The sequence below is a fragment of the Methylobacillus glycogenes JCM 2850 genome, assembly GCF_000617925.1.
GTDB classification, from domain to species: Bacteria; Pseudomonadota; Gammaproteobacteria; order Burkholderiales; family Methylophilaceae; genus Methylobacillus; species Methylobacillus glycogenes.
Window position 1 is genome coordinate 755375 of sequence record NZ_BAMT01000001.1, and the last position, 15252, is coordinate 770626.

At 51.2% G+C, this 15252-nt stretch carries 19 protein-coding genes and 1 tRNA gene; 3 read left to right on the forward strand and 17 right to left on the reverse strand.

Annotation, left to right across the window (positions count from 1 at the left end; all coding sequences use genetic code 11):
* Positions 1–408, reverse strand: coding sequence for a hypothetical protein (locus JCM2850_RS03630; RefSeq protein WP_025869818.1), 408 nt, complete (start codon positions 406–408; stop codon positions 1–3).
* Positions 409–656: 248 nt separating this feature from the next.
* Between JCM2850_RS03630 and JCM2850_RS03635 the strand changes: the two genes are divergently transcribed.
* Positions 657–742: transfer RNA gene (locus JCM2850_RS03635), tRNA-Leu, on the forward strand.
* Positions 743–1058: 316 nt separating this feature from the next.
* Here JCM2850_RS03635 and JCM2850_RS03640 read toward each other — a convergent pair.
* The 3 genes from JCM2850_RS03640 to JCM2850_RS21370 all read right to left on the reverse strand — a co-directional run bounded on the left by JCM2850_RS03640 (position 1059) and on the right by JCM2850_RS21370 (position 2191).
* On the reverse strand, positions 1059–1313 hold the full coding sequence (locus JCM2850_RS03640) for a hypothetical protein (RefSeq protein ID WP_025869819.1): 255 nt from the start codon (positions 1311–1313) through the stop codon (positions 1059–1061).
* A 107-nt stretch (positions 1314–1420) separates the two neighbouring features.
* Positions 1421–1801, reverse strand: a complete 381-nt coding sequence (locus JCM2850_RS21365; protein WP_148301185.1) for a hypothetical protein — start codon at positions 1799–1801, stop codon at positions 1421–1423.
* A gap of 177 nt (positions 1802–1978) precedes the next feature.
* Positions 1979–2191: a hypothetical protein gene (locus tag JCM2850_RS21370; RefSeq protein WP_148301186.1), complete on the reverse strand. Its 213-nt coding sequence runs from the start codon at positions 2189–2191 to the stop codon at positions 1979–1981.
* A 321-nt stretch (positions 2192–2512) separates the two neighbouring features.
* On the opposite strand from JCM2850_RS21370, the gene JCM2850_RS03650 reads away from it, so the two are divergent.
* A complete protein-coding gene (locus JCM2850_RS03650; RefSeq protein WP_025869820.1) occupies positions 2513–2719 on the forward strand; it encodes a hypothetical protein in 207 nt (68 codons plus the stop codon).
* Positions 2720–2824: 105 nt separating this feature from the next.
* Here the strand turns inward: JCM2850_RS03650 and JCM2850_RS03655 are convergent, their stop codons facing one another.
* The 8 genes from JCM2850_RS03655 to JCM2850_RS03680 all read right to left on the reverse strand — a co-directional run bounded on the left by JCM2850_RS03655 (position 2825) and on the right by JCM2850_RS03680 (position 10955).
* On the reverse strand, positions 2825–3253 hold the full coding sequence (locus JCM2850_RS03655; RefSeq protein ID WP_025869822.1) for a host attachment protein: 429 nt from the start codon (positions 3251–3253) through the stop codon (positions 2825–2827).
* Between the two features lie 159 nt (positions 3254–3412).
* Positions 3413–4789, reverse strand: coding sequence for a sensor histidine kinase (locus JCM2850_RS03660; RefSeq protein ID WP_025869824.1), 1377 nt, complete (start codon positions 4787–4789; stop codon positions 3413–3415).
* Positions 4786–5457, reverse strand: a complete 672-nt coding sequence (locus JCM2850_RS03665) for a response regulator (protein ID WP_025869825.1) — start codon at positions 5455–5457, stop codon at positions 4786–4788. The genes JCM2850_RS03660 and JCM2850_RS03665 overlap by 4 nt, the downstream gene beginning before the upstream one ends.
* A 9-nt stretch (positions 5458–5466) precedes the next feature.
* Positions 5467–6666 (reverse strand): efflux RND transporter permease subunit, encoded by a 1200-nt coding sequence (locus tag JCM2850_RS23295; RefSeq protein ID WP_199898234.1) that lies wholly within the window; start codon positions 6664–6666, stop codon positions 5467–5469.
* Positions 6651–7196: an efflux RND transporter permease subunit gene (locus JCM2850_RS23300; RefSeq protein WP_199898235.1), complete on the reverse strand. Its 546-nt coding sequence runs from the start codon at positions 7194–7196 to the stop codon at positions 6651–6653. The genes JCM2850_RS23295 and JCM2850_RS23300 overlap by 16 nt, the downstream gene beginning before the upstream one ends.
* A complete protein-coding gene (locus JCM2850_RS23305; RefSeq protein ID WP_199898236.1) occupies positions 7184–8554 on the reverse strand; it encodes an efflux RND transporter permease subunit in 1371 nt (456 codons plus the stop codon). Before JCM2850_RS23305 ends, JCM2850_RS23300 begins: the two co-directional genes overlap by 13 nt.
* Entirely contained in the window at positions 8554–9687 is a 1134-nt protein-coding gene (locus JCM2850_RS03675) for an efflux RND transporter periplasmic adaptor subunit (protein WP_025869827.1), read from the reverse strand. Before JCM2850_RS03675 ends, JCM2850_RS23305 begins: the two co-directional genes overlap by 1 nt.
* Complete coding sequence (locus tag JCM2850_RS03680; protein WP_234406061.1) at positions 9684–10955, reverse strand: TolC family protein; 1272 nt, start codon at positions 10953–10955, stop codon at positions 9684–9686. The genes JCM2850_RS03675 and JCM2850_RS03680 overlap by 4 nt, the downstream gene beginning before the upstream one ends.
* Before the next feature lie 275 nt (positions 10956–11230).
* Between JCM2850_RS03680 and JCM2850_RS03685 the strand changes: the two genes are divergently transcribed.
* On the forward strand, positions 11231–11680 hold the full coding sequence (locus JCM2850_RS03685) for an HAD domain-containing protein (protein WP_025869830.1): 450 nt from the start codon (positions 11231–11233) through the stop codon (positions 11678–11680).
* A gap of 14 nt (positions 11681–11694) precedes the next feature.
* Here the strand turns inward: JCM2850_RS03685 and JCM2850_RS03690 are convergent, their stop codons facing one another.
* From JCM2850_RS03690 to JCM2850_RS22350, 5 genes are all read right to left on the reverse strand, one after another.
* A complete protein-coding gene (locus JCM2850_RS03690) occupies positions 11695–12456 on the reverse strand; it encodes a GNAT family N-acetyltransferase (RefSeq protein WP_234406062.1) in 762 nt (253 codons plus the stop codon).
* Positions 12457–12490: 34 nt separating this feature from the next.
* The gene (locus JCM2850_RS03695) at positions 12491–13189 is read right to left on the reverse strand and encodes a glutamine amidotransferase (protein ID WP_025869832.1); all 699 of its coding nucleotides are present in this window, start codon (positions 13187–13189) and stop codon (positions 12491–12493) included.
* A gap of 69 nt (positions 13190–13258) precedes the next feature.
* Positions 13259–13900 (reverse strand): DNA oxidative demethylase AlkB, encoded by a 642-nt coding sequence (alkB, locus tag JCM2850_RS03700; protein ID WP_025869833.1) that lies wholly within the window; start codon positions 13898–13900, stop codon positions 13259–13261.
* 100 nt (positions 13901–14000) lie between these two features.
* Entirely contained in the window at positions 14001–14672 is a 672-nt protein-coding gene (locus JCM2850_RS22345) for a methylated-DNA--[protein]-cysteine S-methyltransferase (RefSeq protein WP_234406063.1), read from the reverse strand.
* A 29-nt stretch (positions 14673–14701) separates the two neighbouring features.
* Positions 14702–15091, reverse strand: a complete 390-nt coding sequence (locus JCM2850_RS22350; protein WP_234406064.1) for a bifunctional transcriptional activator/DNA repair enzyme AdaA — start codon at positions 15089–15091, stop codon at positions 14702–14704.
* Between the last annotated feature and the right edge of the window lie 161 nt (positions 15092–15252).

A 15252-nucleotide genomic window follows, 5' to 3' on the forward strand; every position in this document is an offset into this window, starting at 1 on the left:
TTACATTGTGCGGAACAATCGTAAAGGCTCACTTGGGGGGCTGAAAATCTTATATTCTTGTGAAACCCCGTTCGAGACATTGATCTCCTCCGAACCTGGCCTCCCCTGACAAGAACCTCGTCCTGTATCAACCTTAAGCACGTGCTTGCCGTCGGTGAGGAAGAAGGTGGCATATTCACCAGGCAAAATCGTATATGAGCGGATATTGTCTATATATAGCTCGACCTCACACCCTATTCCAATTTCAGATTTGACTGGATCTCGACGCACAGTCACATTAGCACCAGTAAAAAACTTCTGATAAGAGGCATATTGCCTGTCTTGCGGCACTTTGTTACTGGCGTAATCTTGAATAGCAACACCACTACAGGCACTAAGTAACAAAGCTGAAATAAGGGCAGTCCGCATGATGCAACACCTGAATAATCTTGATAAACCAGAGACTGCTTAATAGCAGTTGAGTTTCACTGAAATCAAAGTAAGTATCCAATCTGCCCGTTTACCTTAGCCGAATGTAAACAACGCGTCGGTTAAAGGCGTACATGTGAATAGCGCAAAGCGTTAGTAAATTGCTTTAAACGCCCTACTCAAGCCTGCCAATACAGTGCTAGAATACGCCCTCGCTTCGTTCGAGGCGCTCCTGAAGCACATCCTAAGCCCGGGTGGTGAAATTGGTAGACACAAGAGACTTAAAATCTCTCGCCCTTTGGGCGTGCCGGTTCGATTCCGGCCCCGGGCACCACGATATAGCTTCCTCAGCCCAGCAATAGCTCTCTCCTATTCCTTGCGGCACAGTATTTATGTTGCCAGTTGCATATCTAGAGTTGTACCAATTGGCACCATTCAAACGCGTAAATCATTCTGATGGGCAATCATTTGTGCAAGGCAGGGACATATCAAAGTCAATCTCAATGCAAGCACACTCGTTGAGTTGAAGCGCTGAAAAGGTTGAACTCCAGCTCAAAGATACGGTGCAGACATGATCTGCATGTGGGAAGGTTTATGAGGTTTTAAGGGAGGCAATAAGCACTATTAGACCTAGGGCCATTCATAGCTTATCAGCTTGCCAACTCATCGATATACGCTCTGGCGTAAGCTGCGCCATCCTCGCAGGCTTCTGTAGGGGTGGGAAATCCCGGCTTTTCATCATCTTCGGGGCCGACAAACGCGCCATCTATTAGCAAAATCCAGATAAAACCTATGATGTTATGGACAGAGCATATGACGGACACTGCACGGTCTTTATATTCAAATTGATCCAAAAGGATGCCCCAAGAAGTAATGAGGCTAATATTACATCTATCCCGCAACATTACTCAATCAATACTTATCCTGCATAGACTATTGATTTTAATTATTTTTTATCAATACCGCTGTAATGGTTTTATTGAGAATTAGGAAGATGAGTAGTCGTAAGCATTTAGCTGGCTTGTTTGCTGCTGAACTTCCATCGCTTATAAGGCAAGCAAACAGCTTCATCGCCCTCAAGTAACTCACCATATCGGAACAAGCAAGCCTGAGGAGTTGCATCGGCATCTATGAATTCAACAGTTGTCACTAGCCCATTGGTGTATTTCAAGGATGCTTGCAGATGCCCGTTGCTTAACCAAGCTTTTTGGCAGCCCGTGTAATCACCAGTAATGTTACCTGGAAACACCAAGTATTCCGCATCTGCTGTCTTAATTCGCTGCGCTTCAGCTGGAGGGCTAGTGAATGTGCAGGATTCGTAGCGCGACCTGTAATCACAGCTTGAAAGTAATACCGCGATTGCAGCAGCTAAGGATATGTAGCCAAAATGCATGAGAAAAACCGACTTTACGCAATCGTAAATTCTATAAGCTTTGCTGAAATGCAGAAAGTACCAATCTATAAGCTACATTAACTGGAAGCTTGTAGCGGCTCTACTATGATTCATTGCTGGGATGTTGATTTCGCTTAATTTGTGACTAGATTAGTTCAACTGATAATTTCGCTCGCATTAGTCAGGATAATCTTGCTGAAGTGCATGTTGATACAGCAATGCCACATTGACCAAGCTGTATTTGCCTATCTTGATCACCGGCAAATATCTGCGATTAATCCACCCGCCAACAGTATCTTCCGTTACCCCTATCAATTCCGCAAAACGCTTGCGAGACATCACAGGCAGGATGGGAAGTGCTGGGTTATGGTGGTGATCCTCGAACATCATATTTTTCTACTCCCTATTTTACAATTAAATAAATTTTGCTTAACATTAATTGTCACCCAAGGACTATATTCGCAATGCGTCAATACTGTCAATTCCTGAGCATGGCGAGAATGGGCGGCTAAAGTAGGAGGTAATCTATTGATAAGCTAATGACAAGACATTGCATCACAAACGAGTTTCATTTTCAAATCAACTCAAACTTAAGCATTGATATAAATGGAAATTTAAGGTGAAATTCCTTTACGTCTTAATCGAGGAAAAACCAGTTCATCAATCACAGGTTTCACGTTTTTGTTGTTCAACTTGAGGTCAGGAGAAGCCATGCTATATACCTATAAAAATCATAAGGTAAAGGTCTTGGGAAAGTGTCTTTCGGGTTTAGGGCATCAATGGCATGTGGAAATCGATGGTCATGCCGCCGGAACTCCCAACGATAAGCAAGCGAGTTATGCGTCTACAGAAGCAGCGATTGAGGCAGGCTATGCGTTTGCCAAAGAGTGGATAGATGAAACGGCGGGAACAGGCTGAAGCTGACTGATGCATTTGTGGGGATTTAGTCTCCGAAAAAAAGCCCATGTACTTATGACATGGGCTTTTTAACGATGATGTATTGAGTCCCTCACCACCTTGATATCAGTGCAAGGTAATCTGCCTTTGGATTTCTTCGCTACTGGCTTTGGTCAAATCCTTGGGGATTTCCTCTACTACCAAGCTCTTAATTTGCTCATCAAGCTTGTTGCGCAATAAACCAAGGAATCTAGGCTGGGCAATCACATGTAGTTCTGAGAATCGCTGTTGATTGCGCCCATGAGCCAAATATCGATTCACCTCTTCTGCAAATAGGGTGGCCTCATGCATCTTGGGGCTAACAGCAGGTTCTGCAGTACCCCCATTTGCACCACTTCCAAAAAACTGGCCTTCACCATCTGTCTTTAACGTATGACCAGGTTGTTGCGCAGCATCGTGGGACAAATGCGTGATCTGAGCCAAAACATCATTGTCCTGCACTTCAAAAATCCTGGCACGACTGCTATCAGCCACGAGTATCCAAGTGCTATCCATAGCGTTTCCTTTCATGAGGAGTACTTGAGATTTGAGCCTAAACCTTGTCTCTACCGCAGGCATTAGGACAGCAAGAGTATTCCCTGTAGGAAGTCGCTACCGGGCTGATTTTAGCTTGGACATTGCTTGGGAGTTTTCCACTTCCACATCAGCATCAAGCTAGCCCTCGATCATTACTACTACCGACAGGACGGGCAATGTCACCATTACCAAGGTCCCCACATGAGACTGAGGGGTTTGAATCGTGATGCTCCCGCCATGATGCCGCACGATTTCCTGCACAATGGCCAAGCCAAGACCACAACCTTCAGGGGCCTCATTGAGTCTATAGAAGCGCTCGAACACTTGCTCGCGCTGATCTGCAGGAATGCCGGGGCCATTATCTTCAATCGCAATTCGCACATAGCCATCCTCTGTCCAACAGCGCACCGTGATCTTGCCTTGGTTTGGTGTGTAGCGCAGCGCATTATCGACAAGATTGGCAAGCATTTCCTGAATTTGCCATTTGCTGCCTGTGATGCTGGCGGGTGCCAATTCAAAGCCTAAATCTATGGATTTGGCATAGGCACGCGGCAGCCAATCAGAGGCCAGGGTTTCTATGATTTCACTCAGCTTGATATTAGAGGCCTGATTGGCATCACTACCCCCTTCGGCACGCGCCAGGGCCAAAAGCTGATTAGCAAGGCGCACGATACGCCGCGTACTCAGCAGCATGCGTTCATGTGATTGCGCCCTCTCCTCCGGTGGCTGTTCTGAAGCCAGTTCAAGCTGCATCTGCAAGCCTGCCAAAGGTGTGCGCAGTTGATGCGCAGCATTGGCTAGAAAGTGATTTTGCAGCTTGAGCGATAGCTCCAGCCTGCTCAACAGGGAATTAAGCGCGGTAATGATCTCGCGCACTTCAACCGGGGCTTGACCTTCGTCCATAGGGCTAAGGTCGGTTTCTGATCTGGCGTTAATCTGGGCGCTGATCTGTGCCAATGGCTGCAAGCCCCGCCCTACCCCCACCCACAGCACCACGATGGAGAACACAGCAAAGATCAGCTCCGGCACTATCATATGCAGCAGGGTTTTATGCACCAGCCGATTACGCTTATAAGTCGTTTCTGCCAAATAGATCACAGCGCCCAGCACCTGGCTTTTCATGACCAGCACCCGTATCGGATCGCCCTGATGCTCGGCATCGTAGTATTGCGGGGTATCGTCAGCCGCACTACCCAGCCTTGGGATACTCGGCGAGCCTGCAATAAAACGCCCTTGCAGATCATAGATAGCCGCATGGGCAGCATCATAACTATCCAAGTCACTTTTCAGCAGCGCACGTTCTATGGCCGGGTAACTCGCATGCCATTGTTGGCTATCAGCAGGCAGGCTGCGTTCTATGTTGTAAGCCATTTTCAGCAAGTGCTGATCATAGACTTCGCGCGCAGGCTCCAGCGCCATAAAATAATCGGTGACTATGCCCACCGCCACTAACAGCACTAGCGCCATAAGCAACCAACGCAGTAGTTTTTGCCGCAGGCTGTTCACTACTTTCATGCGCTGGGCTCATCCAGCAGGTAACCAAAACCTCGTACCGTGCGTATATTGATGCCGTGGCTATCTAGCTTGCTGCGCAGGCGCGAAATATAAACTTCTATGGCATTAACGCTGAGATCGGTTTTCCAGTCGCATAAGGTTTCAATGATAGCCTCCTTGCGCACCACCTTGCCCAGGTTACGCAATAGATAAACCAGCACATCCCACTCCCGTATTGATAACTCTATGGGTTCGCCATTGACGCTGGCGCGCTGCGCGGCCAAATCCACGACCAAGGCTCCGCAGGAAAGCGCATTGCGCTCGCTCAGGACATGGCGGCGCAGCAAGGCGCGGGTGCGCGCATGCAACTCAGCCAGCACAAAGGGTTTGAGCATAAAGTCATCCGCGCCTAGGTCCAGGCCGTAGATACGGAAATCCACATCATCGCGTGCGGAGATGATCAACACCGGAATGCTGGTATTGTGTTTGCGCAGACGGCGCAGCACCTCAAAACCATCCATGCCCGGCAGGCCTATATCCAGCAGCACCATATCGTAATTGCCCGCATCCAACAGGCTGTTAGCCTGCGTGCCAGTTTCCGCCAGATCTACGGCATACCCTGCTTTACTCAGCGATTCGCACGTACCTTCCGCTAAGACCGCGTCATCTTCCACTACCAAAATACGCATATATTCCCCTCAATAAGCACTTTGTGAACTAACACTCTTGGGGTAATGGCGATAAATCCAGCCAAATACCACGGGCAACACCAATAGGGTCAGCAAGGTGGTGGTAACCATGCCACCGACGATCACCAAGGCCAGCGGGCGCTGCGCCTGTGAACCTATCGCATGTGACAACGCTGCGGGCAACAGCCCTAGCCCTGCCAGCATGGCAGTCATCAACACTGGGCGCAGGCGCATCGCAGCCCCTTCAAGAATGGCTTCTTCGACATCGTGCCTGCCCTGATTATACAAAGTCTTGATATAGGAGATCAGGATCACGCCATCCTGTATGGCAATGCCAAACAGTGAGAGAAAGCCTATGCCTGCCGAAATAGACAATTCTTCCCCTGCCAAATACAGCGCGGCTATACCGCCTATCGTGGCAAACGGCACGTTTAGCAACACCAGCGAGGCATCTTTGGCGCTACCAAAGGCTGAGTACAGCATAATGAAAATTGCCAGCAGGGTAAGTGGCACAATGATGGCAAGCTTTTTGTGCGCTTCTTGCATTTGGTTAAATTGACCGTCCCATTGCGTACGGTAACCACGCGGCAATTCCACGCGCTCATTGACCAGAGCCTGGGCCTCTGCCGCAGCACTGCCCAAGTCACGATCACGCACGCCAAAGCGCACGGCGATATAGCGGCGGCCAGACTCTCGATAGATAAAGAACGGCCCATCGCTAAGCTCCACCTGGGCCACCATAGACAATGGAATGCGCTGCCCATCAGGCGTATCCAGCAACAAGCGCTGTATCAGCTCTAGACGATTACGCTGCCCCTCTGGAAAGCGCAAGGCCAGGTCAAAAGCACGCTCACCTTCCAACACCTGGCTCAAGGGATTGCCGCCTATGGCATTCACCACCAAATTCTGCACATCAGCAACATTAAGGCCAAAGCGCGCACTGGCCACCCTATCTACGCGGATATTCAATGTCGGCTGCCCCAACTCGCGGAAAATGCCGACATCGGCCATGCCAGGGATGCTGCGCAGCAAGCATTGCACTTCCAGCGCTTTGGCATGCAGCACCTCAAGATCATCGCCAAAGATTTTTACCGAGTTTTCGCCCTTGACTCCAGAGAGCGCCTCGGCCACGTTGTCCTGTATATATTGCGAAAAGTTGTACTCAATACCGGGAATATTGCCCAAATAGGCCTCTACCCGCTTGACCAAATCATCCGCGTCACTCCAGCAGGCCACAGCTCGGGTTTTTTCAGGTAGATCCCAAACTCGACATTGAATACCCCAGTCGCATCCGTGCCATCATCGGGACGGCCTATCTGCGCCACCACGGTTTTAACCTCAGGCTGGGCGTTCAAATAAGCGCGTACGCTGCTGGCAAAATCTGCCGAGTAATGCAGATCCACGGTATTGGGCAGGCTGATACGCACCCAAAGATTGTTTTCTTCCAGCGTGGGCAAAAAACTGGTGCCCAAACGACTGGCGCCAAACAAGGCCAGTGCAAACGCCAGCAAGGCCGCCAGCGCAACCAAGGCAGGCCTGCGCAGCAAAGCCGCCAGTACTGGACGATAGACCTTGATCAGCTTACCTATCAGGCCTGGCCGATGTTGCACTGCCTCGGCCTTGAACAGCAGTGAGGCCGCTGAAGGGATAAAGGTCAGGCTTAATACCATGGAGGCCAGCAAGGCCAGGCCCATGGTGTAGGCCATGGGGTGAAATATCTTGCCCTCTACCCCGCCCATGATGAATAAAGGCGCGTACGCATGATGATGATCATGGTGGAGAAAATCATGGGGCGTTGTACCTCAGCCGCAGCAGCGACTATGGTTTGGCGTAGATTGCTTGTGCCGTTTTCCATACGGCGCATGATGTTTTCTATCACGATAACCGCAGCATCGACGATCAGGCCAAAATCGATGGCCCCCAATGAAATAAGATTGGCCGGGATGGCCAGCACCATACCCGCAAAAGACACGCTCAGTGCTAAAGGTATCACCAGCGCCACCGCCAACGCTGCGCGCAAGCTGCCGAGAAACACAAACAACACTGCCAGCACCAGCACCATGCCAAACAACAAGGTGTGGTGCACCGTGCCCATGGTTAAATCCAGCAGCTCCTGACGGTCATAAAAGGCTTCCAGCGTGATGCCTTGCGGCAAGATGCCGCCGCGGTTGATGGCATCCACCTTGTTATGCACACGTTCCAGCATTTCCGAAGCGTTACCGCCGCGGCGCATCAGCACTATGCCTTCTACCGCATCCGGGTCTTGGTTGTACTGCACCACGCCCAAGCGCGGCGCATGGCCAAAGGCCACCTCGGCTACATCGCCCACGCGTATAGGCAGGCCATTGCGCACGGTAATCACAATGTTGCGCACATCCTGCAAGGTCTTGATCAGGCCTATGCCGCGCACCACATATTGCTGTTCGCCCGCGCGCAGATTGCCACCGCCCGCATTGGCATTCGCGCTGCTCAAGGCATCCACCAACTGCGTCAGCGAGATATTGTATGACTGCAGCTTGCGTATATCTGGCAGCACCTGATATTGCTTGGTCGGCCCGCCAAAGCCATTGATATCGGCAATGCCGGGGACGGTTTTGAGCTGGCGGTAGATATCCCAATCCTGCAGCGATTTTAGCAACATGACATCGTCATCGCTGGCAGAATGGACGCGGTAGCGCAGCACCTCGCCTAGCGCATCCGCATCCGGGCTGAGTTCACTTTGCACGCCCTCGGGCAAGTTGGCGCTATCCAGCTGTAACTGCACGTTTTGCCGGGCAACAAAAGAATTGGTGCCATCCTCAAACTGCAAGGTGACCACCGATAGACCGAACAACGATACCGAACGAAACGTTTTGAGCGATGGCAGATTGGCAAGTGCGGTTTCCACCGGAACGGTAATCTGACGCTCTACCTCATTAGTGCCACGCCCCGGCCATTGGGTAATCACCTGTACATTGAGTGGCGAGATGTTCGGGTATGGCTCTATAGGCAGTTTGGTGAAGCTGATATAGCCCAGCACCAACAAGCCCAGGCACAAGCCTAGTATCAGCAAACGCCGACGCAACACCCCGGCAATAAACGCCCCGCTCGCCTGCATCAGGCTGCCCCGGCCAATTTCTGATTAAGCAGCGTGGCGCCTTTGATCACCACTTTTTCATGGGCTTGCAGACCTGAGATCACCGCCACGCGCGCTTCGTCATAAGGCAACACCTCAACCTGACGCTTGCGGTAATTGCCATCGGCAGTCTCGACAATCAGATAATCCACCTGTAATGAGCGCACCACAGCATCTACAGGCAGTAATAGCGCCTGGCGCTTGCCCACCTTGAGGCTGGCCGTGCCAAACAAGTCGGCGCGCAAATTACCATCGTTATGCACCAGGCAGCGAACGCGCAAGGTGTTGGTGTCTGTATCCAGTTGCGGTGCCAGCAAATCAACCCTGGCGCTGTATTGCTTGTTTGGCAAGGCCTGCAACTGCAGCCTTAGAGTTTGCCCAGTATGAATGCGCTGATAATCCTGCTCGTAAACATTGCCGTAGAACCAGAAGCTACTGGTATCGGCGATGGACATCAGGCTATCGCCCAGATTGATAAAGGCCCCAGGTGACAGGTTGCGCTCGGTGACGATGCCACTGATGGGTGCGCGTAACAGCAGATGCTCATGCACCTGACCATCACGCTCCAGGCTCTGGATATCCGCTTCAGATGCCCCCATCACACGCATGCGCTCTCTGGCAGATTGCAAGGTGCCTTCTGCATCTTCCGCCAGCGACTGCGTGGCTGCGCTAGCCTGCAAGGTGCGCCAGGTGTTACGCGCTAGCAGTAGCTCGTTTTGTGCGGAGATATATTCCGGGCTGTAGAGTGCTGCCAGGGCCTGTCCCTGTTTCACTGCCATGCCCTCAAACACCAGTATTCGGTCTAGCCTGCCCGCAATACGCGCTGAAGCCAGATGGATTTTTTCGGCGTTGAAGGCTAGGCGCCCCATTAAGGGAATCACTTCATCAATATCACGCGGTTCAGCCAGGCTACTAACAAAAAAAGTCTTGTCCAGCTTGTCTGCTTGCGGCATAGCGCTTTCGGCAGGCTGCACGCTCGCCTTGGAAGTTTCGACTGCAGGTGTTTGGCTTTGCCACATGACAACACTTGCCCCAGCGGCCACACCTACTACCAGCCCTATCAACAGCACCAACCAGGGTTTACTACGCTTGGTGTTCATTGCATTGCTACTCATTCCAACCCCTTGCCTATGGCGGCTTCCAGCCCTGCCCAAGCCTGTTGTAAATTTCCGCCTATCAGTGCAGCGGCAAGCTCGGTATCACGCAGGTTTTGCTGGGCCAGCAGCAAGCCATTAAAATCGCCAGCGTTATTAGCGTAGCCATTTAAGGCCAGCCGATAAGCCGCCTGAGCCTCAGGCAAACGGCGCTGTTGCAGTAGCTCCTGCTCTTTGAATAGTTGCTGTAATTGGCTGTAAGCATTGGCAATCTGTAACTGCACCTGGCGCCAGGCAACTTCCGCGGAAGCCTGAGCAGAAATGACACCCGCATTGGCCTCATTAACTCCGGCTTTTTCCCTTTCAAAAAACCAGGTCGGCAGCACCAGATCCACTTCCACACCATAGCTATTGCCTGCCAACCCCAAGGGTGGGTTGTTGCTGATCTTGGTGAGGATGAGCTGCATATCGGGGTAATAGGCTTTTTTCGCCAGCGCAAGATTTTTTTTGGCCGCTTCCATACGAAAAGCGTAATCGCGTAGCTCTGGATGCTGTTGCTGTGCCTGTAACATCAGCTCTGCCAGTGGTGGCAAGGATTGAGCGCCTCCGGCTTCCAGCTGCAGTTGCAAGTCCCGGTCAGGGTCTCGGCCTAGCAGATTATTGATATTCTGCCGCGCGACATCGATCTGACGCTGGGTCTGGAACATGGCATTCTCAGCGCTACTTTGCGCCACTTGCGCATTCATATAATCAACAAAGGCAGCGGCGTTATTGGCGTAACGTACCTTGGCCACTTGCTTGACCTGATTAAGACGTTCTACGGTGTTGCGGTTAACTTCAGCCTGTTGCTGCATTGCCAAGGTCATATAAAACTGGCGCTTGAGTTCTGCCAACATCTGCACCATGAGCTGGTCTATCTGTGCCTCGGCGCTATATGCCTGTGCCTGCAAGATATCAGCGGCTAATTGCTTCTTGCCTGGAAAAGACATGGTCTGGGTCAGGCGGTAACTCATGCCCTGCGAGCGCTCAAAATTCACCGGGCTATGCGGCACAGGCGTTTGCTCCATACCTATCATGGGCTGATCCCAAGCCAGCGCTTGTGGAATCCTGGCTTCTATCTGTAACTTCTCTTGGCTGGCTCGCAGAAACTGAGGGTTACGCGCGCGCATTTCCCGCGCCAATTGCGGCAGAGTCATGCTTTCAGTAGTAGGGAGTAAGCGTGGTGTTTCAATCTGGTCAAGCTCAGCGGCAAAGACTGTTGCACTGCATATTGCCATGCTCAACAGCAACGCCAAAACTCCTAGCGATTGCTTGAGTAAGTTTAGGCGTAGGCGTGGCCGTGACATGCATGACAAGCCTATTGATGGAGTTTGCACCATGAGCAGGCATTCTAGGCAGAGCACCATACATCAACCTTAAGCGCACCTGACATTAGGCTGACATTTATTTTCAGTATGCATTGAACCCAGCAGATATGTGCATGTCCATGATGGCGTGTCACATCCATGCAATACTGTTGCATTACTCTATATCATGTCCTTAAGTTTGCATCACGCGTATTTCAATGATTCTCTTCCTCAGTTTTGATGGTGTACTGCATTCCGCAGGTCAAACCCAACAGCATTTCGATAGATTGCCGCTACTAGAAAACTGGTTGCGTACACACGATGAAATTCAACTGGTGATCAGCAGTAAATGGCGCAAGAAAATGCCATTTGAAGATATTTGCCATATTTTTTCCGATGATATTCGTCATCGAGTGATTGGCATGACGCCACTGATTGCCGATGAAACGCACGATGAATATTGGCGGCTTACCGAGATATTCGATTGGCTAAATCATTGCAGTGCCGATGTACCCTGGCTGGTGCTTGATGATGGTGTGTTTCCGCAGGCGTTCAAGCGACTGGTGTGGTGTGACCCCGAGAAAGGTTTGACCAGCGATGAGCTGCAGAAATTGAGCCAGATGAAATCCAGCATGGTCAGGGAGATGAGCGCATGCAGGCTGAATTGATTAAGCTAGCGCAGCTAGGCTGATGTGCTGACAGCTTGGATACAGTCTTGTAAGCGCTTGAGTTGCCGCCCCTCAGCATCAAAATTATCTGGCTGCAGCCAAGTTTGATAGCCCCGTTTTAGTGTTGCCCATTCAGAATCGATAATGGAAAACCAAGCCGTATCCCGATTGCGGCCTTTGTAAACCAGTGCCTGACGGAATATGCCTTCAAAGCTGAACCCCAGCCTCAGTGCCGCCGCACGTGAGGGTGTGTTCAGACTATCGCACTTCCATTCATAGCGCCTGTACCCCAGGGTATCGAACACATATTGCATGAGCAAAAATTGTGCTTCGGTAGCCATGGCAGTATGTTTAAGACTCGGTGAGTAAATCACATAGCCCACTTCTATCGACCCAGCATCAGGACTAATGCGCATCAAGGCTACTGTGCCTAGGGCATCTTCTGTCTGCAAGTCCACGATGGCGTAGTGTAGTGGATCAGAGACCGCCTGCATTGCCGCCAAATAACGATGGAAATCCGTGAGATTTTGCGGCCGCTCTAGAGGCAGATAGGTCCAATCTCTGTCATCTTCAACCTGATGATAGGCAGAAAACAGGCTGTTGACATGGCGAAAGCTGATAGGCTCCAGGCGACAGTAACGACCCAGCAGAGCTTCATGGTGTGGCAATGATCTACGCGTCCATCCCGGCAGGAGTTCACCTATGGGTTGATCATAGACATTTTCATTCATCTGCATTGAAGACCAGCCATCAGGTGGGGATTTATGATGATTCATTTGGCATCTTGCTGTTTATGCTTAAGTGCTAAGCCTAGGCCAACTGGTTAAGCCATTGGCTAATCACTTCTTCCATGCGGGGCTTTAGGCGCTGAGAGTTAGCTTGCCCTTGTTTGCGCAACTCTGGGATGGATAAATTATTCAACTCTCCAACATGCCCGACATACCAGCGCTCCAGCCCCGCTGCGCTTACCTCAATATGAAATTGCAGGGCCAGGCCATGCTGCCCATAGGCAAAAGCCTGATGCTGGTATTGGGCACTAGAAGCCAGAAGTACGGCCCCTTGCGGTAAATCAAATGTATCGCCATGCCAATGCAATACCGGATCACTTTCCCCTATGGCAGCCAGCACAGAATGCTGCCCTTCCCGCGTCAGCTTAAGATTGCTCCAGCCTATTTCCTTGCCTGCCGTCCCGGCATACACCTTGGCACCCAGCGCCCGCGCCATGATTTGTGCTCCCAGGCAAATGCCCAAGGTAGCTTGCTGGTGCTGCAGCCTGCCCTGAGTCAGGTCTATCACTTGCTGCAAAAATGGAAACTCTTGCGTTTGATACACGCCTATAGGCCCACCCAGCACAATCAATAAATCGGCATCGCGCGCATGCTTGAATTCAGTGCCTGTAGCGGTAGGAGTATCGACATAATGAATCTCGTACCCTGCTGCATGCAGCACAGGAGCAATCCCATCCAGATCTTCAAAAGCAATATGGCGCAAGGCAACAGCGGTTTTCATTGGGCATCCTTATGGGCGTGGGCGTGACTATTTAACCTTAATTTAGTCAGTGCCGAAAGCCCAAAATACCTAGCTTGCGCGCCTAAAAGTCAAATTGTAGCGATAAGTACCCATATAGGAGAACGTGCCAGATTTTAAGGGCAAAATTCCGTGATAACGCAACCGTGATGGCCCGCCCCAGACCACCACATCGCCATGTTGCAATTCGGTCCGCAGCAACTTATCGCTACGTTGTAAACCACCAAACTGAAAAGTGGCGGGCAAGCCCAGTGACACTGACACTATAGGGTGACTCTGATCACGCTCATCCTTGTCTTGGTGCAGGCTAAGTTTGGCACCAACGGCATATTGGTTGATCAGGCAGGCGTCTGGGGTGAAGTCTGCAAAGCCTGCCAAAATGGCCGCTTGCTGCGCCAGCGCCATGAACTCAGCAGGCATGGCAGGCCAGGGTTGTTGGCTCAGAGGGTCTAGCGCCTGGTATCTATACCCTTGTCTATCGGAAACCCAGCCCAGGGGGCCGCAATTGCTCATGGCGACAGACATGGTCAGCCCACCGGGCGTTTGCATATGGCGCAAGGGAGCCTGGGCAATCACACTTTGTAGCGCCTGCCAAATGGCCGATTCTCGGGCCAAGGCCAAACCGCGCAACAGGCAGGCGCCTGGCGCAATGATCTCCTTACCGGCGGGCTGAGCGAATAAATCTAAAGTCATGGTGAGGGCAAATTGTTGATGTGCTGAGACAAATAGATATTAATTTTTAGGTTAGGTTTAACTTTAACAATAAAAATTAAGTTAATGTTATTAAATAAAATTAATCGCCATTAATTTTCTCGCTGTCTAATAACATGCGCTTTAAATGTAATCCCCAGCGATAGCCAGCCAGATTGCCATCTGCGCGCACTACTCTATGACAAGGCACCAGTACAGCGAGTTTGTTGGCCGCACACGCGGAAGCCACTGCGCGGATGGCAGATGGCTGGCCCAATTTAGCAGCCAGCTCACTATAGGTCATGGTGCTGCCTGGGGGTATCTGTTTTAGCATATTCCACACCCGCAACTGGAAAGCAGTGCCACGCAGGTCTAAAGGCAGGTTCATGGTGAATGCTTGCGCGGACTCTGATTGAGCCCCGCTTAAGGCTTGCACCACCAACTGCAGCCAACTTGAAAACTCCTTATTCCCTTCCACCATGCTGGCACGTGGAAACGCCTGCTGCAAATCAGCTTGCAATTGCGCAGCATCATCGCCCACAAACACCGCACACACGCCGTTCTCAGTGGCTGCGACTAACACCAAGCCTAAAGGGGATGGCACAACAGCATGCGCAATACGCATATCTGCGCCCCCGCGTAGATAATCCCTGGGGCGCATACCCAGTGCCTGCTCGGCCTGGGCATAAAATCGGCTGCTATCGTTAAAGCCTGCCGCATAGATTGCCTGCGTGACACTGCTTTGCTGATTGAGCTGCTGTCGTAGTGTTAGCAAGCGCAGTTCTGAGGCATAGGCTTTGGGCGTCAGCCAGTATGGGTTTTGAACAGGCGATGTAGATGAAAGCTACTGACTCCAACTTTTTTGGCCAGAGCTTGCAAGCTTAAAGATTGCCCCTGCTCCCCCTCAGCCGCCAGCAAGCGACAGCATTGCGCAACAAGTGCCTGATGCCTGCTCTGCTGGCTGATCATATTTGGATGGCAACGCTTGCAAGCTCTGAAACCCGCTTGCTCTGCCTCCGTCTGCGTGAGGTAGAAACTCACATGCAAACGATTGGGCCGTCTGGAGGGGCAAGACGGGCGGCAATAGATGCCAGTGCTGCCAACCCCGTAAAAAAATACCCCATCCTGGCTGGCATCTCGCGCGAGTACTGCCTGCCAGCGTTCTTCGTGTGCATCTATGTCACTGCTGTTCATGATGGTCTATCAGCCTCCTCATGCAGCGTACTTTAGCAAATCAGCCTAGGTGACACTTGCCGTTTCTTGCTTTCAAACTTTTTGCGGCACCCGGTTTCTATATAGAAATTTTGCTAATGACCTGTTTCTTCCATCTTCTATATGATCACATTTACTTGTCG